Consider the following 25,009-nt stretch of genomic DNA (forward strand, 5'->3'; position numbering starts at 1 on the left):
CAACCGGGCGAGATTGTGACAGCGCGTACCGGCCTCAGGCTGCATCAACCCTGCGCGCGGGCGCCAACGCCGCCACGGGCGAGCCGCCACGCTGCACGTTGGCGCAGCGCGGTGCAGAATGGCGCGGCCCGAGCCGGCGCACTCGAACGCCCCAGCCGACGGGACGAGGAGACCCCATGCACAGCAGCCGCCATGCCCCGCACCCGTTGGCCGCCCCCTCGCAGCACCTGCCCCTGCTGCAGACACCCGACCACCACCGGGCGATCGAGCAATCGCACGAGCGCTGCCGCGCCATGGGCCTAGCCGAAAGCCGCGTCCCGGAGCAGAACCCGCTGTCGGCCCTGGGAGCGCGGCAGCTGCGCGAGCAACATCAACGCCTGTTCGAGCACGCTACGCCGGTGATGGAGATGCTCTGCCAGCAGCTGCAGGCCACTCACAGCATCGTCGCGCTGGCAGACGCGCAGGGCAACACCTTGCATGTCACGGGTGACCAGGGCTTTCTCGAACGGGTGCAACAGGTGTCGCTGCTGCCCGGCGTGAGCTGGGCCGAAGCGGCCAAGGGCACCAACGCGGTGGGCACGGCGCTCTTCACCGAATCGCCCACGCTCGTGCATGCGCAGGAGCACTACCTGCACGCCAATCATTTCCTGACCTGCTCGGCCGCGCCGATCTTCGATCACACCGGGCAACTGATGGGCGTGCTCGACGTGAGCGGCCCGCAGCAGGCGTACCACGCGCACACGCTGGGCATGGTGGCGATGTCCGCGCGCATGATCGAGAACCACTGGTTCAGCGACCGCTTCCGCCAGGGCCTGCGGCTGCACTTTCATTCCCGGCGCGAGCTGCTCGGCACCGTGGGCGAAGGCCGCGTGGCCATCTCGCCCGACGGCAGCATCCTCGGCGCGAACCGAAGCGCGCTCGAGCTACTGGGGCTCAACATGCCCGCGCTGCGCAAGCTCGGCCTGGAGGCCGTGTTCGGCCTCAGCCTTGCCCGCATTGCCGACCACTGCCGCCAACACGCCGACGCGCCGATGCTGCTGCACCCGCAACACGGCGCCCGGCTCGGCGAGACCCTGCATGCCCGCGCCCACTTCAACTGGCCGACGTTCTGGCCCTCGGTCTCCCTGGCCACGGGCGTCGCGATCGAACCGGCCGCATCGCCGCCCGCCGCTGCACCTGCCGCGCCGGCCAGCACGCTGCAGGAGCAGGAGTTGTCTGCCATTCGCAAGGCGGTGGCGGATGCCAACGGCAACATCTCGCGCGCCGCACGCCAACTGGGCGTGGCGCGCAACACCATCTACCGCAAGCTGCGCGCGGCTGGGTCTGCGCAAGACGGCGCAGCGTAGCGCCAAGCCCGGGCACAAGCGGGCAAGCTCGCGCCGCCGGATCACGGGGCCTTGGCCTAAGGCGACGCTGAATAAGTCCCCGCAGATTGCCGCACCTTGAGTTCGGATGGGCTGCAAGGCGCAAAGAACAGCGATACCCGTAGGTATCGCGAGCATTTGCAACGCCGCAGACCTCCGAAATCAAGGATGCGGGCGGCTGCGGGGGCTTGTTCAGCGTTGCCCTAAGATGCCCCATCGCCCTTCGGAAAGGATGCCTGGATGACCGAGCCGGTGCTGGCAGCGCGACCCGATCTCGTGGTCTGCGATGAATGCGATGCCGTGCATGAGCGCATCGATCTGGCCAATGGCATCGTCGCCCGCTGCCGCCGCTGCAACGCCATGCTGGGGCGCGGCCGCATCCTGCGCACGCAAACACTGCTTGCCTTCTCGCTGGCGGCCTTGATGTTGCTGATCGTGGGCAACAGCGCGCCCATCGTCACGCTCGATTCGCGCGGCGTCACAGCGCAGGCCACCCTGCCCGATTCCATCACCCTCACCTGGCAGGCCGGCTCGCCACTCGTGGCGCTGCTCACGGCCGCCACGGCCCAGGTGCTGCCGTTGGTGTTCACGCTGCTGCGCATCTACCTGCTGGCGTCGCTCATCCGCGGGGTGGTGCCGCGCGGCTTCGTGCCTGCCATGCGTGCGCTCGATTTCGTCACGCGCTGGAGCATGGTCGAGGTGTTCATGATGGGCACGCTGGTGGCCGTGGTTCGCAGCGCCTCGCTCACGAGTGCAACACCGGGCATCGGCCTCTTCGCGTATGCCGCCCTCACGCTGCTGCTCACGGCCATCACCGCGGCGGGCACGCAGGCCATGTGGAAGCGCAGCAGCATGCTCGGCCCCGTGCAGCCGGGGCCGCTCGTGCGCGGGGTGTCTACCTGATGCTGCAGACCGGCGCCTCGCACAAGCTCTTCAGCTGCCGCGTGTGCGGCCGCGTCTCGCAGCTCGTGCAGGCCGGCAGCGAGCCGAGCCCGCTGCGCTGCCCGCGCTGCGCAGCGCCGCTGCACCACCTCGTACCGGGCAGCCTGCAGCGCACGTGGGCGTTCACGCTGGCTTCGCTGCTGCTGTACATCCCGGCCAACCTGCTGCCGATCATGTCGACCAACAGCGTGCTCGGCGGCGAGAACAAGCACACCATCCTGGGCGGCATCGTCGAGCTGTTCAACGGCGGCGATTGGCTGCTCGCCCTGATCGTGTTCGTGGCGAGCATCGCCGTGCCATTGCTCAAGATCGGCGCCTTGTTGCTGCTGATCGTGACGGCACAGCGCAAGTCGTGCTGGCGCAGCCTGGAGCGCGCGCAGCTCTACCGCATGATCGAGGCCGTGGGGCACTGGTCCATGCTCGACGTCTACGTGGTCGTGCTGCTGGTGGGCATGATCCGCTTCGGCCCCTTCGGCAACGTGCAACCTGAAGCCGGGCTGCTGGCCTTCGGCGCGGTGGTGGTTCTCACCATGCTCGCAGCCGGCAGCTTCGATCCCCGACTCATCTGGCCCGAGGAACCCTCGGCACCCGACAACCCGCGAGCCCATGGCTGACGACACCGAACCCGCTGCGCTGCAACCCGACACCTCGCCGCCCGCCCCCATCACCAAGCGTTGGCGCGGCCCCTCGCTGGTGTGGCTGGTGCCCATCGTGGCGCTTGCCGTCGGGCTGGCGCTCCTGATCCGCGCCGTGATGGCGACCGGGCCGCAGGTGACCATCGAGTTCCGCTCCGCCGACGGCCTGCGCCCAGGCCGCACCGAGGTGCGCTACAAGGCGGTGGTGGTCGGCCGCGTCGAGGCCGTGTCGCTCAGCGAAGACCGCGCCAACGTGCAGGTCACGGTGCGGCTCGACCGCTCGGTCTCGAACATCGCGGTCGACGACACCCGCTTCTGGGTCGTTCGCCCGCGCGTCGACAACGCCGGCGTGAGCGGTATCGAGACGCTCTTCTCCGGCGCGTACATCGGCGTTGATGCCGGCGTCTCCGAGAAGCCGCGGCGCGAGTTCAAGGGCCTGGAGGCGCCCCCCTTCGTGCTGCGCGGGGAGCCGGGCCGCGCCTTCGTGCTGCTGACCGAAGACCTCGGCTCGCTCGACGTGGGCTCGCCGATCTTCTACCGCCGCAACCGCGTGGGCCGCGTGGTGGGCTACATCCTCGACCCGATCGCCGACGAGCTGTCGGTGCAGATCTTCATCGAGGAGCCCTACGACAGGCTGGTCAACGCGCAGACGCGTTTCTGGAACGCGAGCGGCATCGACGTCACGCTCGACCCGAGCGGCCTGAGCGTTCACACGCAGACCCTGGCATCGGTGCTCTCGGGCGGTGTGTCCTTCGAGCGCCCTCCTGGCACGCGCGATCTGCCGGCCGCGGCCGATGGCAGCCGGTTCACCCTGTTCGACGACCGCAAGGCCGCGCTCGCCCCGCCCGACGGCCCGCCTCAGGCCGTGCGCATGGTGTTCGACCAATCGGTGCGCGGCCTGACCATCGGCGCGCCGCTCGACTTCCTCGGCATCGAGATCGGCTCGGTGAAGTCGGTCCGGCTCGACTACGACCCGCATCGAAAGCGCTTCCCGGTGGTGGTCGACGCAGAGATCTACCCCACGCGCCTGGGCGCCGTGCGCGATGCGCTGCAGGACCCGGCCGACAGCGATGCTCAACGCGACATCAAGCTGCTGCAGCGCCTGGTCACGAGCGGCCTGCGCGCCGAGGCGCGCAGCGGCAACCTCCTCACCGGCAGCATGTACATCGCGCTCGATTTCCCCAAGCGGGCCGCGCGCGTGAACTTCGATGCGCAGAACGGCGTGCCGCTGATCCCCACGGTGCCGGGCACGCTGTCGGACATCCAGCCGCAGATCGCAGAGATCGTCGCCAAGGTGAACAAGGTGCCGTTCGATGCGATCGGCCGCAACCTGAACGACACGCTCTTGCAGGCACGCCAGACCATCGACCAGTTGCGCCCCGAGGCGCAAGCCTCGCTCGCCGAAGTGCGGCGCACGCTGCAATCGGTGCAGGAAACCCTCGCACGCGCCGACCGCCACCTGCTCGACCCGAGCGCACCCATCCAGCGCAACGCCGAGCAGACGCTGCTCGACCTGCAACGCGCCGCTCAGTCGCTGCGCGTGCTCACCGACTACCTGCAGCGCCACCCGGAGTCGCTGCTGCGCGGCAAGCCCGACGACGAGAAAATCACCGCCAGTCCCGCGCCTGCAACTACCACCGCGCCCGCGCCCACCCCCAACCCCGAGCGCCGCTGAACCATGAAGGCTCAAGTCTCCACCCCGTTCTTCTCGCATGCGTTCGCCGCACTTGCCGTCGGCACGCTCGCCCTTCTCTCGGCGTGTTCATCAACGCCCCCTACCCGCTACCACAGCCTGCTCTCCACCAGCGATGCCGCAAGCCCAGAGCGCGGCTTGCCACCGCTGTCGGTAGACCTGGCACCCGTGCGCGTGCCAGCAGCCGTGGATCAGCAGCAGTGGGTGGTGCGCCTGCCCGACGACACCCTGCGCGTGCTCGAAGGCGAGCAATGGGTGTCACCGCTGCGCGATGAACTGCGCGCCGCGCTGTTCGAGCGCCTCGCTCACCGCTACGCCGCGGTCGACGCCCGCACGGCGCCCGGCCAGGCGGGTGTGCGCGTGCAGGTCGACGTGCAACGCTTCGAATCGATCGCCGGCAAAGAGGTCTGGCTGGACGCCCTCTGGTCAGCCCAGTCCGCCACCACCGGCAAGGGCACGCCAGTGATGTGCCGCAGCAGCATCCACGAACCTGCAGCGGGCGACCTGAACGCCCTGGCCGCCGCACACCGCCGCGCCGTGGCGCGGCTGGGCGACGAGATCGGTGCGCGCCTGCTGGCCATGGCCAACGGCGCGAACGTGCGCTGCCCTTGAGCACCAGAGCGCCTCCCGGCGCGTCATACCGTCAGGCGCGCGCCGCCCTGGCGATGGCTCGGCAGCAGTTTCACTCCCACATCGTGTCTCGGACCGACAAGATCCATTCGCCACCTGCAACCTGAGCATCCATTGCTCACCCTTCATCCACATGATCACCAGCTCGATTCTTACCGTCGTGGAACGCTCGCAAGACGTGGCCATGCTGCTCATCTCCAGCGAGCCGCACAACCTGGGCGACGCCGTGGGCGATGTCTACGCGCTCGGAAAGAGCCTCGAAGGCCCCTTGAAGTTGAAGCACCTGCTCTCCACGAACGACACCTTGCGCGTGATGTGGGGGAGCGGAGACCATCTCTGGGTCGCCAGCGCTGATGGCTACGTCGCCACCACCGTGCCCGTCGATTGGCCCGAAGCGACAGATGTCATCTACGAGTCGCGCGACGATTCCACCCGCTGGTCGGTGACGGCACTCCCCCGGCTGCCCGATGGTCTGCGCCCGAACGTCAACGCGCTGTGGGGTGTCGACCATGACAACGTCTTCGCCGCCGTCTACGGCGGTCACATCTACCGCTGGGACGGCACCCAGTGGCATCTGGTGCACGAGGTTGCCGCAGACGCCCGCGTCGGCATCTTGGAGTTCGGCGGAACCGGCCCCAACGACGTGTACGCGGTGGGCGACACCCGCACGCTGCTTCACTGGGACGGCCGCAGGTTCTCACCCATCGCGGTGCCCGCCGGCCCTGAGGTCAACGAGACCCTGACCGCGGTGGTGGCCCTCGACAACGGTTCGGTGCTGGTGAGCGCCTCTGGCAATGCCGGCCGCGTGCTCGTGGGTTCGGCGGGCGCGGGGTTCTCGGAGATCGCCACCTCACCTCTGCAACTGTCTGGCATGGCCCGCGTCGGTGACCGGATCTTCATCGCGACCCGCGAAGGTGCCGCCGAACTCGTGGGCCGCGAGGTCGTGATCCGCCGGTCGACCTTCCAGGCGTCGACCGTGACCGGCGGCGAAGCCTACGCGTACTTCACCGAGCCGAGCCAGCCTGCACCTGCCTACGTCGTGCACGACCCCGCAGTCGATGCGCCGCGGCCGTGGGTACGGCGCAAGATCTGAGCCCTTCGCGACAGACGCATCCCCGCCCGTGCGCCAGAGAACAACCATTCGCCTTTGCAGCCGACACGCTCTTGAGGCTGCCCGGCGATGCACGCTCGGGCTGCTCGCCTGCGTGTTCATTGTTGGCTGCGAGCCGACCCCATCCAACAACGCCGCAAGCCAGACCATGCTCTTCGGACTGTTCAAGAAGAAATTCACGTCGACTGTGAACCCGCAGCTCGGAAGCGTGCTCAAGCCCGAGTCAGCGGCCCCAGCCACATTGCCGGAGCCGCCAGCGCCGGGCTACGCGCCGGTGCGCCGCTTCGCGGTAAACAGCAAGCCGCCCGAGGGCGCGATCGACCTGCAGCCCGCCACCGCTCGCGCACGGATCGAAGCCCACGTGGCGTCGACCCAACCGCCGATTGCCGTGGTCAACACCTTCGGCGACGACCGCCACGTCTCGCTCTGGCAACTCGACACGCGCGATGCGAGCCGGTTCAGGCGCGCCAGCATCGCAGCCTTCGAACCCGACCAGTCGAGGTGGGCCATGTCGTCGGCCTCGGAGGTGATCGCCTTGCCGGCAGGCCGGGTGCTGATCCAGGTGTCTTACCACCGGCCCGAAGCCAGGCAGGGCCTCTATGTCTATGACCCGGCTGCGGACCGCCTGACATCCCTCGGCCGCATTGAACCAGACTGGTCAACGGCCGCGCCGTTCACCTACCTGAGCACGCTGCAGCTGCGACCCGACGCGCTGCTCGTGATGCACCACACCGACTACGAGCGCCTGGGCCCGCAGCGCTTCGTCAATCACTTCGATCACCTCGTGCTGTACTCGCCAAGGTTCCCGGAGGGCCTCGCGGTAGCCACCGTGGGTCTCGACGACGGCAACGTGCGGCAGTGGGGCTTTGCAGACACGACGCTGTGGTTGCACACGGTCGACGAGCGCGCCAAACCCGCGCGCGAGTTCACCTGGTCGCTCGATCTGGGGCGTGTGCTGTAGGCCCTTGTCCAGCACGCTGCTGACCAGCGCCGAAGCGCCTGTGCGCGCCCTGCTCAACGCCTGCGCCGTGGCGCAACGCTCTGCAGCGTCTCGAAGGCTTCGCCGAGGGTCATCACCGAGCCTGAGCCGTCCGAGCGGTAGCCGGGCAGCAGGTTCACGGCGGCCTTGAACTCGTCACTGCGCAGGATGCCCAGCACCTGCTGCATCACCGGTGTGTCGATGGTGCGCTCGTCGCACAGCAGGAAGTACCGCTCGGTCTGGCTCGGGATGAAGTCGAGCTTGAAGCGGCGCGCGGGCGTTTCCACGCCGAAACCGGCATCGGCCATGCCGCTGGCCACGTGTGCGGCCACGGCCGCGTGGGTGAACTCGCACTGCTCGTAGCCCTGGATGGCCGATTGGGCGATGCCCTGCTTGGCGAGCATGAGGTCGAGCAGCAGGCGCGTGCCCGACCCGGGCTGGCGGTTGATGAAGCGCACGCCGGGCCGCGCGAGGTCGGCCACGTCGTAGATCTTGAGCGGGTTGCCAGGCGACACCATCACGCCCTGCTCGCGTGTGGTCACGTGGATGATGCGTTGCGAGCGCGCCGAGAGCCAGCGGCTGTAATGCGCGACCACCGCGGGCTCGAACTCGTGCAGGGGCACGGCAAACCCCGCCACGTCGCAGGTTTGCGCGTGCAAGGCGGCCACCGCCTCGACGCTGCCGCAGTACTTGAGTTCATGCGGCACCTCGGCGTCGGCCATGAAGGTGCGCAGCGTCTCCACTGCAAAGCCGTGGTTGGCGTGGATGTGCAGCAGCGAGTGCAGCGGCGCGCAGACCTTCTCGATCTCGGCCTCGAGTTCGGAGGCGAGCGACACGAACAGCGGCGCGAGCCGCGCGTTGATGCGCCGATCGGCCCACACCAGGCGCTCGCCGAGCTCGGTGAGGCTGGAGCCCTTGCCGCGCGCCATGTTGAGCAAGGGCGTACCGAACAAGGCCTCGCCGCGGCGCAGAAGCTGCCAGGCATGGCGGTACGACATGCCCGAGTGCTTGCAGGCGCCGAGCAGGCTGCCGTGCTCGTGCACATCGACCAGGACGTCGATCAAGCGTTGCGTTAGGCCTTCGCCATCGGGCCGGGCAATGCTCCATCGGGTCTCGATCTTCACCTTGTGCATGGGTTGCTCCTTATGCTCTGCAACGCCTATTTGTTCGTATGCAGAAACCCTATTGCGCCTACGAGTACCGCTACATACATTGCTTGGCAGGCCTACACGACAGGCTCAGATTATGCCCTCCAACGCATATTTGATCGGAGGGCGACCACACATTGGAGACCAACTATGTCGTCAGTCGGATTGGGAACGGTAGGGGCTGCCGCAGGCAGTGCCCCCGGCTTGCTGGACAAGGAACGCACCATCGCGGGCCCAGGCTTCAACCGCTGGGTGGTGCCGCCAGCGGCACTTGCCATCCACCTGTGCATCGGCATGGCGTATGGCTTCTCGGTGTTCTGGCTGCCGCTGTCGAAGGCGCTGGGCATCAAGGAGGCGATCAAGTGCGGCCCCGAGGTCGGCTTCTTCGCCGAACTCTTCACCAGCACCTGCGACTGGAAGATCTCCACGTTGGGCTGGATGTACACCCTGTTCTTCGTGTTCCTCGGCTGCGCCGCCGCGATCTGGGGCGGCTGGCTGGAGCGCGCGGGCCCGCGCAAGGCCGGTGTGGTGTCGGCCGTGTGCTGGTGCGGCGGCATGCTGATCTCGGCGCTGGGCATTCACCTGCACCAGTTCTGGCTGATGATCCTCGGCTCGGGCGTGATCGGCGGCATCGGCCTGGGGCTGGGCTACATCTCGCCCGTGAGCACGCTGATCAAGTGGTTCCCTGACCGGCGCGGCATGGCCACCGGCATGGCGATCATGGGCTTCGGCGGCGGCGCCATGATCGGCTCGCCGCTCGCGGCCGAGCTGATGAAGAGCTTCTCCAGCCCCACGGACGTGGGCGTGATGCAGACCTTCATCGTGATGGCGCTGATCTACTTCGTCTTCATGCTGGGCGGCGCCTTCGGCTACCGCGTGCCACCCACCGGCTGGAAACCCGCCGGCTGGACACCGCCTGCCGCGCAAGGCGGCAACGCCATGATCACGCAGCGCCACGTGCACGTGAAGAAGGTCTGGGGCATCCCGCAGTTCTGGCTGGTCTGGCTGGCGCTGTGCATGAACGTCTCGGCCGGCATCGGCGTGATCGGCATGGCCAGCCCCATGCTGCAAGAGGTGTTCGGCGGCAGCCTGATCGGCGTGGCCAAGAAGTTCGGCGAACTCGACAAGGCCCAACTCACCGCCATCGCGGGCGTGGCGGCAGGCTTCACCGCGCTGCTGAGCCTCTTCAACATCGGCGGGCGGTTCTTCTGGGCCAGCCTGTCCGACAAGCTGGGTCGCAAGATGACCTACGTGGTGTTCTTCGTGCTGGGCGGCATCTGTTATGCCTCTATGCCGGGCAGCGCCGCTGCGGGCAGCATGCTGCTCTTCGTGGCCGCAGCCTGCGTCATCCTGAGCATGTACGGCGGCGGCTTCTCGACCGTGCCCGCGTACCTGGCCGACCTGTTCGGCACGCAGATGGTGGGCGCCATCCACGGCCGCCTGCTCACCGCCTGGGCCACGGCCGGCATCCTGGGCCCGGTGGTCGTGAACTACATGCGCGACTACCAGCTCGGCATGGGCCTGCCGCGTGAGCAGGTCTACAACCAGACCATGTACATCCTGGTGGGCATGCTGGTGATCGGCCTCATCTGCAACCTGATGATCCGCCCGGTGGCCGACAAGTGGTTCATGTCCGACGCCGAGCTCGCCGAAGAAAAGCGCCTCGCACATGAACGCGCCAGCGCCGCCGAGGTGGGTTCGGCACCGGTCTCCAGCAGCAAGACGCCGATGTTCGTGGTGGTGCTGGCCTGGGCGGTGGTGGGCATCCCGCTGGCCTGGGGCGTGTACCGCACGCTGCTGAGCACCGCGAAGTTCTTCCACTGAAGGCTGCCCCGATGACGACCGTGACCTCATCGCCCGAGACACTGGCCCAGGTGCGCGAGGTGCTCGCGCGCCGCGCCGATGAACCCGGCGCCCTGCTGCCCATCCTGCATGAGCTGCAGGACACGCTCGGCCACATCCCGGCCGACGTGGTGCCCGAGATCGCCAGCGTGCTGAACCTGTCGCGGGCCGAGGTGCACGGCGTCATCACCTACTACCACCACTTCCGCGCCGAGCCGGCAGCCGGGCGCGTGGTGCAGGTCTGCCGCGCCGAATCGTGCAAGGCCATGGGGGCCGATGCGCTGCTCGACCACGCGCAACAGCGCCTGGGCTGCGCGGTGCACGGTCACTCGGCCGACGGCGCGTTCACGCTGGAGCCGGTGTACTGCCTGGGCCTGTGCGCCTCGTCGCCGGCCATCGTGATCGGCGACGAAGTGCATGCGCGCGTCACGCCGAAGCGGTTCGACGCCCTGATTGCCGAAGCACGGAGCAACGGATGAGCATCACGGTCTACGTACCACGCGACTCGGCCGCGCTCGCCGTGGGGGCCGACGGCGTGGCCCGCCGCATCGCCGACGAAGCCCGCGAGCGCAACATCTCGATCAACCTGGTGCGCAACGGTTCGCGCGGCCTGTTCTGGCTGGAGCCGATGGTCGAGGTGCAGACCCCGCAAGGCCGCATCGCCTATGGCCCGGTCGACGCGGGCGACGTGGCTGCACTGTTCGACGCCGGCTTCCTGGCCGGCGGCGCGCACGGCCTGCGCCTGGGAATCACCGAAGACATCCCCTTCCTGAGAAAGCAGGAGCGCCTCACCTTTGCCCGCATGGGCGTCACCGACCCGCTCTCGCTGCACGACTACACCACGCACGAAGGCTTTGCCGGCCTGCGGCGTGCGCTCACCCTCACGCGCGAGCAGATCGTGCAGGAGGTGATGGACAGCGGCCTGCGCGGCCGCGGCGGCGCCGCCTTTCCGGCCGCCATCAAATGGAAGACGGTGGCCGCCACGCCAGCCGCGCAGAAGTACATCGTCTGCAACGCCGACGAAGGCGATTCGGGCACCTACTCTGACCGCATGACGATGGAGGGCGACCCCTTCGTGCTGATCGAAGGCATGGTGATCGCCGGCCTCGCCACCGGAGCCACGCACGGCTACGTGTATGTGCGCTCGGAGTACCCGCACACGATCGTCACCCTCGGCGAGGCGATCCGACGCGCCGAATCGGCCGGCTACCTGGGTCGCAACATCCTGGGGTCCACCCACCACTTCGCGCTCGAAGTGCGCAAGGGTGCCGGCTCGTACGTGTGCGGTGAAGAGACCGCGCTGCTTGAAAGCCTGGAGGGCAAGCGCGGCATCGTGCGCGCCAAGCCGCCGGTGCCGGCCGTGGCGGGCCTGTTCGGCCAGCCCACCGTCATCAACAACGTGATCACGCTGGCCACCGTGCCCATCATCCTGGCGCGCGGCGCGGCCTACTACAAGAACTACGGCGTGGGCCGCTCGCACGGCACGCTGCCGATCCAGCTTGCGGGCAACATCAAGCACGGTGGCCTGGTCGAGAAGGCCTTCGGCGTGACCTTGCGCGAACTGCTCTACGACTACGGCGGCGGCTCGGCTTCTGGGCGCCCGATCAAGGCAGTTCAGGTGGGCGGCCCGCTCGGCGCCTACCTGCCCGAATCGCAGTGGGACGTGCCGCTCGACTACGAGGCCTACGCCGCCCTGGGCGCCGTGGTGGGCCACGGCGGCATCGTGGTGCACGACGACACCGCCGATCTGTCGCAGCTGGCGCGCTACGCGATGGAGTTCTGCGCCATCGAGAGCTGCGGCAAGTGCACGCCCTGCCGCATCGGCTCCACGCGTGGCGTGGAGGTCATCGACAAGATCACCCGCAACCAGAACCGGCCGCAGCAGGTGCAGTTGCTGCGCGACCTGTGCGACACCATGGTTCACGGATCGATGTGCGCGATGGGCGGCATGACGCCGTACCCGGTTCTGTCGGCGCTGAACCACTATCCGCAGGATTTCGGCATCGAAGCCCCCACCGCCAAGGCCGCCTGAGATGTTTGGTCGCATGTCACCGTCCGCTCAGCCTGAGGTATCGAAGGCCCGGCACGGTCTGAGCACGCCTTCGATACCTCAGGCTGAGCGGGTGGTGGCATGCAAAACGATTGCTATTGAGGAGCCCCCATGCTCGATCATCTGAAAGAAACCGACTTCGGCACGCCCAAGCGCGAATCAGAGCGAGAGGTCACCCTCACGATCGACGGCGCTGAAGTCACCGTACCCGCCGGCACCTCGCTGATGCGCGCCGCGATGGACGCCGGCGTGAAGGTGCCCAAGCTCTGCGCCACGGACAGCCTGGAGCCCTTCGGCTCGTGCCGCCTGTGCCTCGTCGAGATCGACGGCCGCAAGGGCTACCCCGCCTCGTGCACCACGCCGGCCGAAGCCGGCATGAACGTGCGCACTCAGAGCCCCAAGCTGCAGGAGTTGCGCAAGGGCGTGATGGAGCTGTACATCAGCGACCACCCGCTCGACTGCCTCACCTGCAGCGCCAACGGCAACTGCGAGCTGCAGGACATGGCCGGCGTGACCGGCCTGCGCAACGTGCGCTACGGCTTCGACGGTGCCAACCACCTGAAAGACCAGAAGGACGAATCCAACCCCTACTTCAGCTACGACCCGAGCAAGTGCATCGTCTGCAACCGCTGCGTGCGGGCCTGTGAAGAAACGCAGGGCACCTTTGCGCTGACCATCAGCGGGCGCGGCTTCGAATCGCGCGTGTCGGCCGGGCAGGACCAGTCCTTCATGGAGAGCGAGTGCGTGAGCTGCGGCGCCTGCGTCGAGGCCTGCCCCACCGCCACGCTGCAGGAGAAGAGCGTGATCTGGCTCGGCCAGCCCGAGCACAGCGTCATCACCACCTGCGCCTACTGCGGCGTGGGCTGCTCGTTCAAGGCCGAGATGAAGGGCAACGAGGTGGTCCGCATGGTGCCGTGGAAGGACGGCAAGGCCAACGAAGGCCACTCGTGCGTGAAGGGTCGCTTCGCGTGGGGCTACGTCTCGCACAAGGACCGCATCACCAAGCCGATGATCCGCGCCAAGATCACCGACCCGTGGCAAGAGGTGAGCTGGGACGAAGCCATCAGCCACGCCGCCAGCGAGTTCAAGCGCATCCAGGCGCAGCACGGGCGCGACAGCATCGGCGGCATCACCTCGTCGCGATGCACGAACGAAGAGACCTACCTCGTCCAGAAGCTGGTGCGCGCGGCCTTCGGCAACAACAACGTCGACACCTGCGCGCGTGTCTGCCACTCGCCCACCGGCTACGGCCTCGGGCAGACCTACGGCACATCGGCCGGCACGCAAACCTTCAAGTCGGTCGAGAAGGCCGACGTGATCATGGTCATCGGCGCGAATCCGACCGACGGCCACCCGGTGTTCGCATCGCGCATGAAGAAGCGCCTTCGCGAAGGTGCCAAGCTGATCGTGATCGACCCGCGCCGCATCGACATCGTGAAGTCGCCGCACATCCGCGCCGAGCACCACCTGCAACTGCGCCCCGGCACCAACGTGGCGATCATCTCGGCGCTTGCGCACGTGATCGTCACCGAAGGCCTTGTCGACGAGGCCTATGTGGCCGAGCGCTGCGACCCGAAGTCCTTCAACGACTGGCGCAACTTCGTCTCCCTGCCCGATAACTCGCCCGAGGCGCTCGAAGCCGAGACCGGCGTGCCGGCAGCCGAGGTGCGCGCTGCGGCGCGCCTGTACGCCACCGGTTCGAGCGATGGCGCGGCCCCCATCGGGCGCCGCCCGAACGCCGCCATCTACTACGGCCTGGGCGTGACCGAGCACAGCCAGGGCTCCACGATGGTCATGGGCATCGCCAACCTGGCCATGGTCACCGGCAACGTCGGCCGCGAAGGCGTGGGCGTGAACCCGCTGCGCGGGCAGAACAACGTACAGGGCTCGTGCGACATGGGTTCGTTCCCGCACGAGCTGCCGGGCTACCGGCATGTGTCCGACAGCACGGTGCGCAGCTCGTTCGAAGAGGCCTGGGGCGTGACGCTGCAGGCCGAGCCGGGCCTGCGCATCCCCAATATGTTCGACGCGGCACTCAGCGGCAGCTTCAAGGGCCTGTACTGCGAGGGCGAGGACATCGTGCAGTCCGACCCCAACACGCAGCACGTGGCCGAGGCGCTGATGTCCATGGAATGCATCGTGGTGCAAGACCTATTCCTGAACGAGACGGCCAAGTACGCGCACGTGTTCCTGCCGGGATCGTCGTTCCTCGAGAAGGACGGCACCTTCACCAACGCCGAGCGCCGCATCTCGCGCGTGCGCAAGGTGATGCCGCCGCAGGCGGGCAAGGCCGATTGGGAGGTGACCGTGGCGCTGAGCAACGCGCTCGGCTACCCGATGAACTACACGCACCCGTCGCAGATCATGGACGAGATCGCGGCGCTCACGCCCACCTTCCACGGCGTGAGCTTCAAGAAGATCGAAGAGATGGGCAGCGTGCAATGGCCCTGCAATGAGGCGGCGCCCGAGGGCACGCCGATCATGCACATGGGCAAGTTCGTGCGCGGCAAGGGCCGCTTCATGATCACCAAGTACGTGGCCACCGACGAGAAGGTCACGCGCAAGTTCCCGCTGCTGCTCACCACCGGGCGCATCCTGTCGCAGTACAACGTGGGTGCGCAGACACGGCGCACGCCCAACAACCAGTGGCACAGCGAAGACCGACTGGAAATCCACCCGCACGACGCCGAAGAACGCGGCATCAAGCAGGACGACTGGGTCGGCATCCACAGCCGCGCGGGCGAGACCGTGCTGCGCGCCGTCATCAGCGAACGCATGCAGCCGGGCGTGGTCTACACCACCTTCCACTTCCCTGAGTCGGGTGCCAACGTAATCACCACCGACAGCTCCGACTGGGCCACCAACTGCCCCGAGTACAAGGTGACCGCGGTGCAGGTGATGCCGGTGATGCAGCCTTCGGCCTGGCAGCAGGAGTACAGCCGCTTCGACAAGGTGCAGCAAGAGCTTTTGCAGGCGGCGACGCACGAGGTGGGCGCCAAATGAAAGCCGCCAACCTCGTGAAGATGGCCAACCAGATCGGCAACTACTTCGAGTCGATCCCCGACCCGGTGGAGGCCGAGGAAGGCATCGCCATCCACATCAAGAAGTTCTGGGAGCCGCGCATGCGGCGCGCCCTGCTGGAGCACATCGACACCGAGGGCGGCAGCGACCTGCACCCCGCCGTGCTGCACGCCATCACCAGCCACCGCGGTGTGCTGGCCTGAGGCGGCGTGAGTGAACATGTAGGCATGGAGCCCACACGCGAGGTGTCGGTACAGCGCCGCGAAGGTGGCGCGCAGCAAGACCGCATCGCCGCCGAGGTGCCCGTGGCGCTGGTCTTCAACGGCATCTCGCATGCCGTGATGATGGCGACGCCCGCCGACCTGGAGGCCTTCGCGCTCGGCTTCGCGCTCTCCGAAGGCTTGCTCAGTTCGCGCGACGAATGCCGCGGCATCGACGTGATCGAAGTCAGCGCAGGCATCGAGATTCAGCTCGAAGTGGCCACCGGCGCCGCCGCGAGGCTGCAGGAGCAGCGCCGCAGCCTCGTCGGCCGCACAGGCTGCGGGCTGTGCGGCATCGACAGCCTGACGCGCCTCGACCTCGTGCCCGAGCCTGTGCAGCCGCCCGCCTGGGCGGCGCAGTTGTCGATCGACACCTTGCTGCGCGCGTTTGCGCACTTGCCCTCACGCCAGCCGCTCAACGCCCTCACCGGCGCTCACCATGCTGCGGCCTGGGTGACACCCGAAGGCGAGATCACCACCGTGATGGAAGACGTGGGCCGCCACAACGCGCTCGACAAGCTGCTGGGCCAGCGCGCCCAGGCACGGCTGCGCTTCGACGATGGCTTCGTGGTGATGTCCAGCCGTGCGAGCTACGAACTGGTGCGCAAATGCGCGCGCATGGGCGTGCCCGTGCTGGCGACCATCTCCGCGCCCACCACGCTCGCGGTCGACATCGCCCGGCAGGCGGGGATGCAGCTGTACGGCTTCTGCCGCGGCGAGCAGGCGGTGCGCTACACCGGGCGACCCGCCGGGCGCTGTCCACCTGATGGAGAAGACGCAGAGGGGTGAGAAGAAGCCGACGCTTGCCCTCGCCACAACGACAGCTTGCGCGCGATGTGCTGTGGTTGCCAACGGTCGAAGAGCGCGCCAGACCCGCGCGCGACTTCACCTGGTCGCTAGATCTGGGGCGCGTGCTGTAGCCCCTTGTCCAGCACGATGCTGACCAAGGCCGAAGCGTCCTGCAGCGCTTGCACGCTGTGCTCCACGCCACCCTTGAGGTAAAGCATCTCGCCCGCATGCAGCACGTGGCTGTGCCCTTCGGCCGTGACGTCGAGCTCGCCTTCGATGCAGTGGATGGTGATCTCGCCGGGCACGCTGTGCGGCGGGAACGACTTGCCAGCTCGCAGCACCAGCCGGATCACTTCCAGTTGCTCGGACTTGAACAGCGCAATCGTCTTTTCGCTCGCCAGGCGCGTGCCCAGGGGTTGGACGTCGATGACCTGGGCGGAGCTTGCGTGTGGGATGGCCATGTGATCGATTGGTTCGTTGGGAAAGAGCTTGACCAGGCTGGCTGCGCCGTTCAGAACCCGATCGACAGCCCGACGAGACCGTCGAACTGATTGACCGTGTCGCCGCGAATCGACACCACGCAGCCCCCGGAGCAGAAGAAGCCGCCGTTGCTGTTGACCAGCGTGAGGTAGCCGCGCACCTCGGCGCGCAGCGCCACCTGCGGCGAGAACATCCACTGGAAGCCGAGGCCGAGGTTGCCCGAGGGGCGCACCTCGGACGACAGGCCGTTGCCACGCGGCGCGAAGTGCGTGATGCCCAGCCCACCCACCACATACCCGGCGTGCGTGTTGTAGCTGCCCTCGAAGAACACACGCCCACCGGCATGCAGGTAGCTGATGTTGACCGGGATCGCATCGGCCTGGTTCGCCACCGAGCCCGGCAAGGCACTGCGCTGGAAGGAGTAGAAGACCTGCCCCTGCTGGCCATCGGAGAACAGCCACTCGAAGCTCACGGCGCCGGTGGCGCTGTCGTCGAGCTTCACGTGGGAGCCGGAGGCGTTGTCGTCGACGAACTCGCCACCCGCCCGCGCGCCGCCATAGAACGTGACGGCCGAGCCCTGAGCCATGGACGCGGGCGTGACGGCGCAGAGCACCGCGGCGACACCTGCAGCCCAGGTGGCGCGCGCAAGGCGGTGGCTCGAAGGTTTGTTGTGCATGCGGTGCCTTAGCTCGGTTGCGGTGTGGCGCGGTCGACGATGGCTCGGCAATCCACGCCCTTGGGCAAGGTGCCGTAGTTGCGTGCCCCGGTCGGTGCGAGGCGCGAGGCGCAGAAGGCCGATGCGATCACATCGGGCGCATGCTGCAACAGCAACGCGGCCTGCATGCCCAGCGCCAGCCGGTCGACCAGCTCGCGCGAGCGGTACTCGATCTGGTCGGCATCGCGCAGGTCGCGGTGCAGATCGTTCAGCCAGCGTTCGAGCAGCGGGTTGCTACCGCCCGCGCGGCGCGCTTCATCAAAGTACGCATCGAGCACCTTGGGCGACTTCTGGATCGCGCGCAGGGTGTCGAGGCACTGGATGTTGCCGCTGCCCTCCCAGATCGCGTTCACCGGCGACTCGCGGAACAGGCGCGGAAAAATGCTGTCCTCCATCACGCCGCTGCCACCAATGCACTCCATGGCCTCGTAGGCGTGCTGCGGTGTGCGCTTGCAGATCCAGTACTTGCCGACCGCGGTGCACAGGCGCGCAAGCAGGTCTTCGTGCGGGTCGCTGGCGGTATCGAGCGCCTGCGCCATGCGCATCGTGAGCGCGAGGCTGCCTTCGTTCTCGAGCACCATGTCGGCCAGCACGTTGGTCATGAGCGGTTGCTCGTTGAGGCGTGCACCGAAGGCCGAACGCTGCGCGCAGTGGTGCAGCGCATGCGACACGGCCGCGCGCTGGCCGGCCGACGAGCCGATCATGCAATCGAAGCGCGTCATGGCGACCATGTCGATGATGGTGCGCACGCCGCGGCCTTCTTCGCCCAGCATCCAGCCCAGGGCACCGCGCAGCTCGGTCTCGCTCGACGCGTTGGAGGCATTGCCCATCTTGCGCTTGAGCCGCACGATCTGCAGCGGGTTCTTCGTGCCATCGGGCCGCCAGCGCGGCACGATGAAGCACGACAGGCCGGCGGGCGTCTGCGCAAGCACGAGAAAGGCGTCGCACATCGGCGCGGACACGAAGAACTTGTGGCCCACCAGTTCGTACGCCTGCCCCTCTCCGGGCGTACCGACCGGAAAGGCACGCGTGCTGTTGGCGCGCACGTCGGAGCCGCCCTGCTTCTCGGTCATCGCCATGCCGATGGTCACGCCCTGCTTCTGGGCATCGGGCACGTTGCGCGGGTCATAGACGCGCGCCGTGATGCGCGGCTCCCACAGTTTGGCGAGCGCAGGCGTGGTACGCAGCGCCGGCACGGCGGCGAAGGTCATGGTGATCGGGCAGCCGTGGCCCGCTTCCACCTGCGTCTGCATGTAGTAGCGCGCAGCGCGGGCCACATGGGCGCCGGCGCGCGGGTTGCTCCAGGGCTCGGCGTGCAGGCCATGCTCGATGGCCGTCTTCATGAGCGTGTGGTACGCCGGGTGGAAGCGGATCAGGTCTATGCGGTTGCCAAAGCGGTCGTGCGTGTCGAGTTCGGGCGTGTACTTGTTGGCCAGCGCACCGAGCTCCAGGTACTCGGCGCGGCCGGCCAGGTGGCCGAACTCACGCAGGCTGTCGTCGGCCCAACCCGCACCGTGGCGTTGCACCGCGTTGCGCAGTGCGTGGTCCTGGTCGTACATGTTGTAGTCGCACAGCTCGTTCGACACGTTTGTGACGGCGTGGGTGCTGGCGAAGTAGCGATCGGGCTCGAAGGTGGTGGGCCTGGCGCTGTCAGGCGCGGCGGTGTCGGGGCGAGAGGTGTGCGGGAGAGATTTGTCGGCAAGAGAGATGGGCGGCTGGGTCATGGTGTTTCGTCTCCTCTGGCCGAGCCGCGCTCAGATCGCGCAGCTTCTGAAGCCTGTGAATGCGTCGTCGCGCTGCGGCAGCAGGAAGCGCCTGAACTTCGGGTGGCGCATGCGCTCGCGCGTGGCAAAGGATGCGCCGCGCAGCACCTTGTGCGAGCCGAAGGCCGGCAGCGAGTAGTTGCGATCGGGGCCGGCCACGAAGCCCGGGTAGGGGCGAAAGCTCCCTGCCGTCCACTCCCAGACCTGCCCGTAGCGGAAGCCGCGGCTCAGTCCGTTGTGCGCAGCCAGCTCCCACTCCAGCTCGGTCGGCAGGCGCCGGCCGGCCCAGCGGCACCAGGCATCGGCCTCGTACCAGCTCACATGCATGGCGGGCTGCGCCATCGGCGCACGGGTGAGCTTGCCAAAGCGCTGCAGCAGCACGCTGTGGCGCATCTGATCCACATGCCGCGGGGTGCGCCGGCCCCCCTGCTGCACCCACGACCAGCCTTCGGGCGACCAGACGTCGGCGTCGTCATACCCGCCGTCTTCGACGAACTCGCAGTACTGCGCCCAGGTGACGGGCTGCGCATCGATCTCGAACTCGGGCACCTCGTGCTCGTTGGCCGCGCGCTCGTTGTCGAAGGCGAAACCGTCCGGCGCGCTGCCGAGCAGCCATCGCGCTGCGGGGAATGTGAGCGGATCGCGCGGAGGCAGCGTGGCCAGCGGCGAGAGCAACCCGGCGTCGAACTCCAGCGTTTGCGAAAGCTCGGCAAAGGCCTCGCACTGCATGTCTTCACGAAAGAGCGCCAGGCGAAAGAAATACAGCGAATCGTCTTCGTCGCTCGCGTGTTCGAGCAGTTCGAGCGTGGTGTCGAGCGTGTCGGCCAGATACTGCCGCGTGGCCTGGGCATGCGGCAGCGGGAGCTGCCAGCGCGCGCCGTGCGGGGCGAGCAAGGGGTCGTACCACTCATCGGAGAAGGGGTCGATCGAAGCCAGCCGCGAGGTGTCGACCTCGGCATGCTCGCCACGCTGGCGCTGCACGTTGCGCGCGATCCAGTGCTCCTGGTACCAGCCCAGGTGGCCGAACGACCACAGCGGCGGGTTGATCTCCGGGTGCATGGGCACCGACCACGGCGGATCGACGAGCTGCGACTCCAGCGCGCTCATCCAGCGAAGCGTGTGATTGCGCGCGTCCATCAGCGCGAGGGACAGCAATCCCTTGCCGGCACGCCGCATCTGCGACGACTCGATGGGTGGGGCTTCGAAGTCGAGCATGCCGGGCTTCTCCTGCGACGTTGTTCAGGCCGTGGGCGGCACGTAGACGCCCGCGTGCTGTGGCAGGTCGTCGTTGATCGGCCACCAGTTGGCCTTGCTGTCCACGCAGAAGTGCGCTTCCACCCCCGCCGGCAGCGGCTCGTTGATGAGCCCGGCGCGGATGCGCAAGGTGCCTGGGATCTCGTCGCGCCGGCTGTAGATGGGCGAGCCGCATCGGCGGCAGAACGCCCGCTTCTTGCCCGGCGAGGATTCGTACTCGGTGAGCAGCTCGCTGCCGCTGTCGAGCTGGAAGTCGGCCCGCGACACCGGCAGGTTGCTCGCGAACGGCGTGCCTTGCGCGCGCCGGCACTGCGAACAATGGCAGATCTGAACCGGCGCGAGCGTGTCCGTCATGAGGCGGAACTTCACGCCCTCGCAGAGGCAGTTGGCAGTAAAGGTCATGGCGCTCCGGTTGAGTCGCCCCACGCCCGTTGCGCGCCGCATGCGCACAACCTGAGCGACAGGCCTCTTGCACTTTAGCGGAGAGTCTCCAGCCCGGGGCGCGAGAACCCCGACGACCTCAGTACCTCACGAGCACGCGGTACTTCAGCGTGGTACTGCCGCCTGCGGGCACTGCCAGCTTCCACTCGGCCGTGCCGGCGGCGACCTTGCTGTGCTTGTGCGACTCGTCGACCATGCTCCAGTCGCCGGGCACCGGCTCGCGCACGGTCACCGTCACGGGTTCGGCCTTCGCGTTGCGCACCACGATCTCGTAGGCACTCTCGCTCACGTGGCTCGCGCGGTTGTTGGGTTCGCGGCGCCGGTAGTCGGTCTGCTTCTTGTCGGCGGTCACGTCGAACGCGTCGCCGAGCTTGAGGCGCACCTTCTCGTTCTTGGGCGTGTGATCGATGTTGTCCTCGCCTACGAACTGTGCATTGCCCGCGCTGTCGCGCTTGTAGACGCGCACCACGCCCTTGGGCATCGGCATGCCCAGGTGCGAGTTCTCGCGGTTGCTGAACTCCACGTACACGCCGGCCTTGAGCTTCTGGCCGATGTCGCCCACGCTGGAGCCGTAGTAGTAGTCGCTTCCCTGCAGCAGCAACTCCTTCACCACAGGCACTCGATTCGCGCTGAGCAGCGCCACCTGCTTGGTCTGGTTGTCGGCCAGCGTGGTCGCCCGCCCGAGCGTGTACAGGTGGTACTCGAACAAGGCCTCTTGTGCCATGGGCGCGGCCGCCGGCATGGCCTTGGCGGACATCATCATGTCCGCGCGCGCATGGCGGATCTCCTGCTTCACGCGGTTGACGTCGCCGGCCACGAGCTGCAGCTTGGCGTTCGAGTAGCTGGTGCCGCTCCGGTTGGTGAGCGTCACCCAGCCGTTGAGGTCGAGCGTGCTGTCGTCGCTGCCCAGTTCGGCCACGTAATCAGCCTTCCACGACAAGCCACCCGTCAAGTATGAGAGCTCCATCAACTGCGCCCCGCCACGCCGGCTGTTCAACTCGGTCACGAGCGTCGGCCGGTCGCGCAGGTTGGCCGGCACGTTGTCGTAGACGATGCGGCCCGGCACGCCGGTCTCGATGCGGTCGCCGATCTTCAGCACCACGCCCTGCGCGGCCGACAGCACCTGCGCGGTCTCGACGGTCTCGGCGCCGGTCTGCGGGTGCGTCTTGACGATGCGCACGCTGCGGCCCACGTACTTCTCTAGCAGCTTGGCGGGCGTGAGCAGGTCGAAGTCGAAGTTCTGCTCCAGCATGTCGAACGAGCCGGGGTTCGACAAACTGCGCAGTTGCGCCGTCTCGGGCCGCATGCGCCCGCTCACGTCGCGCAGGGCCAGGCGGTTGCTGCCGATGCCGAGCGTGACGTTGCGCGCGTCTTTCACAAGCGCCAGGTCGTCGTTGTAGATCGTCACCGCCACCGATTGCTGCTGGTCGAGCGTGCTGCGCCGTTCGGTTTCGGCGGGCTGCGCGCACACATGCGCGGCGGCGATCGCCAGCGTGGTCAGGAGTGCGGTGCGGGCGGCGGGGAAAGCGGTAGCCATGAAGGTTTCTCCAGAGGGTTGCAGGGGTTGCGGGCCAGGGGCCACACCCACTTGCACGGCGCACCTGAACGAACGGGGTGAAACGCGCCACGAAAAGTTCTCGGCGCCCGAGCAAAGGCTGTATGAAAATACAGCCCTCATGGCCGCGCCGCGCCTCATAGCCCACCTCGACATGGACGCCTTCTATGCGTCCGTGGAGCTGCTTCGCTACCCCGACCTCAAAGGCCTGCCGGTGGTGATCGGTGGCGGGCGCGACAGCCGGCCGGTGCTCCTGCCCGACGGCACGCGCCGCTACGCCCGGCTGCGCGACTACACCGGGCGTGGCGTGCTCACCACCAGCACCTACGAAGCGCGCGCACTCGGCGTGTTCTCGGCCATGGGCACGATGAAGGCGGCCAAGCTGGCGCCCGATGCGGTGCTTCTGCCGGTCGATTTCGAGCAGTACCGCAAGTACTCGCGGCTCTTCAAGGCCGCCGTGCGGCGCATTGCACCCCTGGTCGAAGACCGCGGCATCGACGAGATCTACATCGACCTCACCGACCTCCCCGGCGCGCTTGACGACGGCGGCCGGGCCATTGGCCAGCAACTCAAGGACGCCGTGCGCGAGGCCACCGGCGGCCTCACCTGCTCGGTGGGCATCACACCCAACAAGCTGCTCTCCAAGCTGTGCTCCGAGTTCGACAAGCCCGATGGGCTGACGCTGCTTCGGGCCGACGAGATCCCGGCGCGCATCTGGCCGCTGGCGGCCCGCAAGGTCAACGGCATCGGCCCCAAGGCAAGCGAGAAGCTGGCGAGCGTGGGCTTGCACACCGTGGGCGACATCGCTGCCGCCGACCCCGCCTTCCTGCTTGCGCACTTCGGCAAGAACTACGGCGCCTGGTTGCATGCCGCAGCGCATGGGCGAGATGAGCGCTCGGTGGTCACCCACAGCGAACCGGTGTCGATGAGCCGCGAGACCACCTTCGAGCGCGACCTGCACGCCGTGCGCGACCGCCGCACCCTCACGCCGATCTTCACCGAGCTGTGCATGGAGCTGGCAGACGACCTCAGCCGCAAGGGCTACGCGGCCAAGACCATCGGCATCAAGCTGCGCTTCGACGATTTCAAGATCGTCACGCGCGACCTCACGCTGCCCGCGCACACCCTGGACGCGAGAACGATCCGCCGCGCCGCGGGCGAATGCCTCAAGCGGGTGGATCTGTCACGCCGCCTGCGCCTGCTGGGCGTGCGAGCGGGCAACCTCGCCAAGCTGGCCGAACTGCTCGATCCGCATGCGGCCCAAGCCGCCCCGGCGGTGCACGAGCCGCCCGCGGCCTACCTCGCTCCTTTGCCACTTTTCGACGAAAACAGCGGCTCGTCGAACACGGCCTGAATCCAAATCGCCCCGCATTGCGTATCTGCTGCAAGAAACGCATTCGGAGAGGAGGATTCCATGCCCGTATCAACCCGGCCCCTGGCCCGCGCCGCCCTGGTGCTCGCGCTCGCCACCCCGACCGCCTGGGCACAAAGCAGCCAGTACGGCGGCAAGCTGCTCCTCACCGGCGGGGTGAGCAGCATCGACGGCGCAGCGGGCGGTGGCCTCACCCCATGGGCCGTGACCGGCGGCTACGGCACCGCCGGCGAGCTCGGCGGCTCGGCCTTCGCCACCCGCGTGAAGACACGCGACTACGGCCTCAATGTCTACGGCGCTGCCGTGAGCTACGGCGAGCGCATCGAGCTCTCGGTCGCACGGCAGGATTTCGACACCGGGCCGGTGGGCGGTGCGCTGGGCCTCACCGGCCTGCGCCTGAAGCAGAACATCGTCGGCGCCAAGCTGCGCCTGGCCGGCGATGCCGTGCTCGACAGCGACACCTGGGTGCCGCAGATCGCCGTCGGCGTCGAGTACAAGACCTCGGACGCCGACCGCCTGCAAAGCACGCTCGAAGCCTTCGGCGCCAAGGACAGCGGCACCGACGTCTACCTCAGCGCAACCAAGCTCTTCCTCGCGCAAGGCATCCTGGTCAACGGCACGTTGCGCGCCACCAAGGCCAACCAGAACGGCCTGCTCGGCTTCGGCGCCACCGGCCACACCCGCTACACGCTGCAGCCCGAGTTCTCGCTGGCCTGGCTCCTGGGCAAGAACATCGCCATCGGCGCGGAATACCGCTTCAAGCCCGACAACTTCAAGGACAACACCGCGCTCGGCGCCGGGGCGCTCGATGAAGACGACTGGGCCGACCTCTTCATCGCCTGGGCACCGAGCAAGCACTTCTCGCTCACCGCCGCCTACGTCGACCTCGGCAAGATCGTGCCGGGGGTGGTGCAGCGCCGCCAAACCGGCGGCTACATCTCGGCGCAAATCGCCTTCTGACACCG

22 protein-coding genes are annotated in these 25,009 nt (G+C 67.8%); 15 read left to right on the plus strand and 7 right to left on the minus strand.

What is annotated here, in order from left to right:
• Positions 1–176 precede the first annotated feature (176 nt).
• The 7 genes from AC1KAR_RS12390 to AC1KAR_RS12420 all read left to right on the plus strand — a co-directional run bounded on the left by AC1KAR_RS12390 (position 177) and on the right by AC1KAR_RS12420 (position 7,336).
• Positions 177–1,346 carry a sigma-54-dependent Fis family transcriptional regulator gene (locus AC1KAR_RS12390; protein WP_480318070.1) on the plus strand — a complete coding sequence of 390 codons (1,170 nt, stop codon included), beginning with the start codon at positions 177–179 and terminating at the stop codon, positions 1,344–1,346.
• A gap of 258 nt (positions 1,347–1,604) precedes the next feature.
• Positions 1,605–2,267, plus strand: coding sequence for a paraquat-inducible protein A (locus AC1KAR_RS12395; RefSeq protein ID WP_480318072.1), 663 nt, complete (start codon positions 1,605–1,607; stop codon positions 2,265–2,267).
• Entirely contained in the window at positions 2,267–2,920 is a 654-nt protein-coding gene (locus tag AC1KAR_RS12400; RefSeq protein ID WP_480318074.1) for a paraquat-inducible protein A, read from the plus strand. The genes AC1KAR_RS12395 and AC1KAR_RS12400 overlap by 1 nt, the downstream gene beginning before the upstream one ends.
• Positions 2,913–4,616: a PqiB family protein gene (locus AC1KAR_RS12405; RefSeq protein ID WP_480318076.1), complete on the plus strand. Its 1,704-nt coding sequence runs from the start codon at positions 2,913–2,915 to the stop codon at positions 4,614–4,616. The genes AC1KAR_RS12400 and AC1KAR_RS12405 overlap by 8 nt, the downstream gene beginning before the upstream one ends.
• A gap of 3 nt (positions 4,617–4,619) precedes the next feature.
• Positions 4,620–5,246, plus strand: a complete 627-nt coding sequence (locus AC1KAR_RS12410; protein ID WP_480318078.1) for a PqiC family protein — start codon at positions 4,620–4,622, stop codon at positions 5,244–5,246.
• Between the two features lie 151 nt (positions 5,247–5,397).
• Complete coding sequence (locus tag AC1KAR_RS12415) at positions 5,398–6,357, plus strand: beta propeller repeat protein (protein WP_480318080.1); 960 nt, start codon at positions 5,398–5,400, stop codon at positions 6,355–6,357.
• Between the two features lie 166 nt (positions 6,358–6,523).
• Positions 6,524–7,336 carry a hypothetical protein gene (locus tag AC1KAR_RS12420; RefSeq protein ID WP_480318082.1) on the plus strand — a complete coding sequence of 271 codons (813 nt, stop codon included), beginning with the start codon at positions 6,524–6,526 and terminating at the stop codon, positions 7,334–7,336.
• 53 nt (positions 7,337–7,389) lie between these two features.
• On the opposite strand, the gene AC1KAR_RS12425 is transcribed toward AC1KAR_RS12420, so the two are convergent.
• Positions 7,390–8,487, minus strand: coding sequence for a substrate-binding domain-containing protein (locus AC1KAR_RS12425; protein WP_480318084.1), 1,098 nt, complete (start codon positions 8,485–8,487; stop codon positions 7,390–7,392).
• Between the two features lie 165 nt (positions 8,488–8,652).
• On the opposite strand from AC1KAR_RS12425, the gene AC1KAR_RS12430 reads away from it, so the two are divergent.
• From AC1KAR_RS12430 to fdhD, 6 genes are all read left to right on the plus strand, one after another.
• Positions 8,653–10,326 carry an OFA family MFS transporter gene (locus AC1KAR_RS12430; RefSeq protein ID WP_480318086.1) on the plus strand — a complete coding sequence of 558 codons (1,674 nt, stop codon included), beginning with the start codon at positions 8,653–8,655 and terminating at the stop codon, positions 10,324–10,326.
• A gap of 11 nt (positions 10,327–10,337) precedes the next feature.
• Positions 10,338–10,823: a formate dehydrogenase subunit gamma gene (locus AC1KAR_RS12435; protein WP_480318087.1), complete on the plus strand. Its 486-nt coding sequence runs from the start codon at positions 10,338–10,340 to the stop codon at positions 10,821–10,823.
• Positions 10,820–12,376: a formate dehydrogenase beta subunit gene (locus AC1KAR_RS12440; protein ID WP_480318089.1), complete on the plus strand. Its 1,557-nt coding sequence runs from the start codon at positions 10,820–10,822 to the stop codon at positions 12,374–12,376. Before AC1KAR_RS12435 ends, AC1KAR_RS12440 begins: the two co-directional genes overlap by 4 nt.
• Positions 12,377–12,505: 129 nt before the next feature.
• Complete coding sequence (gene fdhF, locus AC1KAR_RS12445) at positions 12,506–15,397, plus strand: formate dehydrogenase subunit alpha (RefSeq protein WP_480318091.1); 2,892 nt, start codon at positions 12,506–12,508, stop codon at positions 15,395–15,397.
• Positions 15,394–15,618: a formate dehydrogenase subunit delta gene (locus AC1KAR_RS12450; protein WP_480318093.1), complete on the plus strand. Its 225-nt coding sequence runs from the start codon at positions 15,394–15,396 to the stop codon at positions 15,616–15,618. The genes fdhF and AC1KAR_RS12450 overlap by 4 nt, the downstream gene beginning before the upstream one ends.
• A gap of 6 nt (positions 15,619–15,624) precedes the next feature.
• On the plus strand, positions 15,625–16,464 hold the full coding sequence (gene fdhD / locus AC1KAR_RS12455) for a formate dehydrogenase accessory sulfurtransferase FdhD (RefSeq protein ID WP_480318095.1): 840 nt from the start codon (positions 15,625–15,627) through the stop codon (positions 16,462–16,464).
• 107 nt (positions 16,465–16,571) lie between these two features.
• Here the strand turns inward: fdhD and AC1KAR_RS12460 are convergent, their stop codons facing one another.
• The 6 genes from AC1KAR_RS12460 to AC1KAR_RS12485 all read right to left on the minus strand — a co-directional run bounded on the left by AC1KAR_RS12460 (position 16,572) and on the right by AC1KAR_RS12485 (position 22,654).
• Positions 16,572–16,925: a cupin domain-containing protein gene (locus AC1KAR_RS12460; protein WP_480318097.1), complete on the minus strand. Its 354-nt coding sequence runs from the start codon at positions 16,923–16,925 to the stop codon at positions 16,572–16,574.
• Between the two features lie 50 nt (positions 16,926–16,975).
• Positions 16,976–17,620, minus strand: coding sequence for a porin family protein (locus AC1KAR_RS12465; RefSeq protein WP_480318099.1), 645 nt, complete (start codon positions 17,618–17,620; stop codon positions 16,976–16,978).
• An 8-nt stretch (positions 17,621–17,628) separates the two neighbouring features.
• Entirely contained in the window at positions 17,629–19,218 is a 1,590-nt protein-coding gene (locus AC1KAR_RS12470; protein WP_480319416.1) for an acyl-CoA dehydrogenase family protein, read from the minus strand.
• 195 nt (positions 19,219–19,413) lie between these two features.
• Positions 19,414–20,637, minus strand: a complete 1,224-nt coding sequence (senA, locus tag AC1KAR_RS12475) for a selenoneine synthase SenA (RefSeq protein ID WP_480318101.1) — start codon at positions 20,635–20,637, stop codon at positions 19,414–19,416.
• Positions 20,638–20,661: 24 nt separating this feature from the next.
• On the minus strand, positions 20,662–21,078 hold the full coding sequence (locus tag AC1KAR_RS12480) for a GFA family protein (RefSeq protein ID WP_480318103.1): 417 nt from the start codon (positions 21,076–21,078) through the stop codon (positions 20,662–20,664).
• 118 nt (positions 21,079–21,196) lie between these two features.
• Complete coding sequence (locus tag AC1KAR_RS12485) at positions 21,197–22,654, minus strand: DUF4139 domain-containing protein (RefSeq protein ID WP_480318105.1); 1,458 nt, start codon at positions 22,652–22,654, stop codon at positions 21,197–21,199.
• 139 nt (positions 22,655–22,793) lie between these two features.
• On the opposite strand from AC1KAR_RS12485, the gene AC1KAR_RS12490 reads away from it, so the two are divergent.
• A complete protein-coding gene (locus AC1KAR_RS12490) occupies positions 22,794–24,026 on the plus strand; it encodes a Y-family DNA polymerase (RefSeq protein WP_480318107.1) in 1,233 nt (410 codons plus the stop codon).
• 60 nt (positions 24,027–24,086) lie between these two features.
• Positions 24,087–25,004: a DUF3034 family protein gene (locus tag AC1KAR_RS12495; RefSeq protein WP_480318109.1), complete on the plus strand. Its 918-nt coding sequence runs from the start codon at positions 24,087–24,089 to the stop codon at positions 25,002–25,004.
• The last annotated feature ends 5 nt before the right edge of the window (positions 25,005–25,009 follow it).

This window comes from Piscinibacter sp. PDB1-1 (assembly GCF_056675995.1).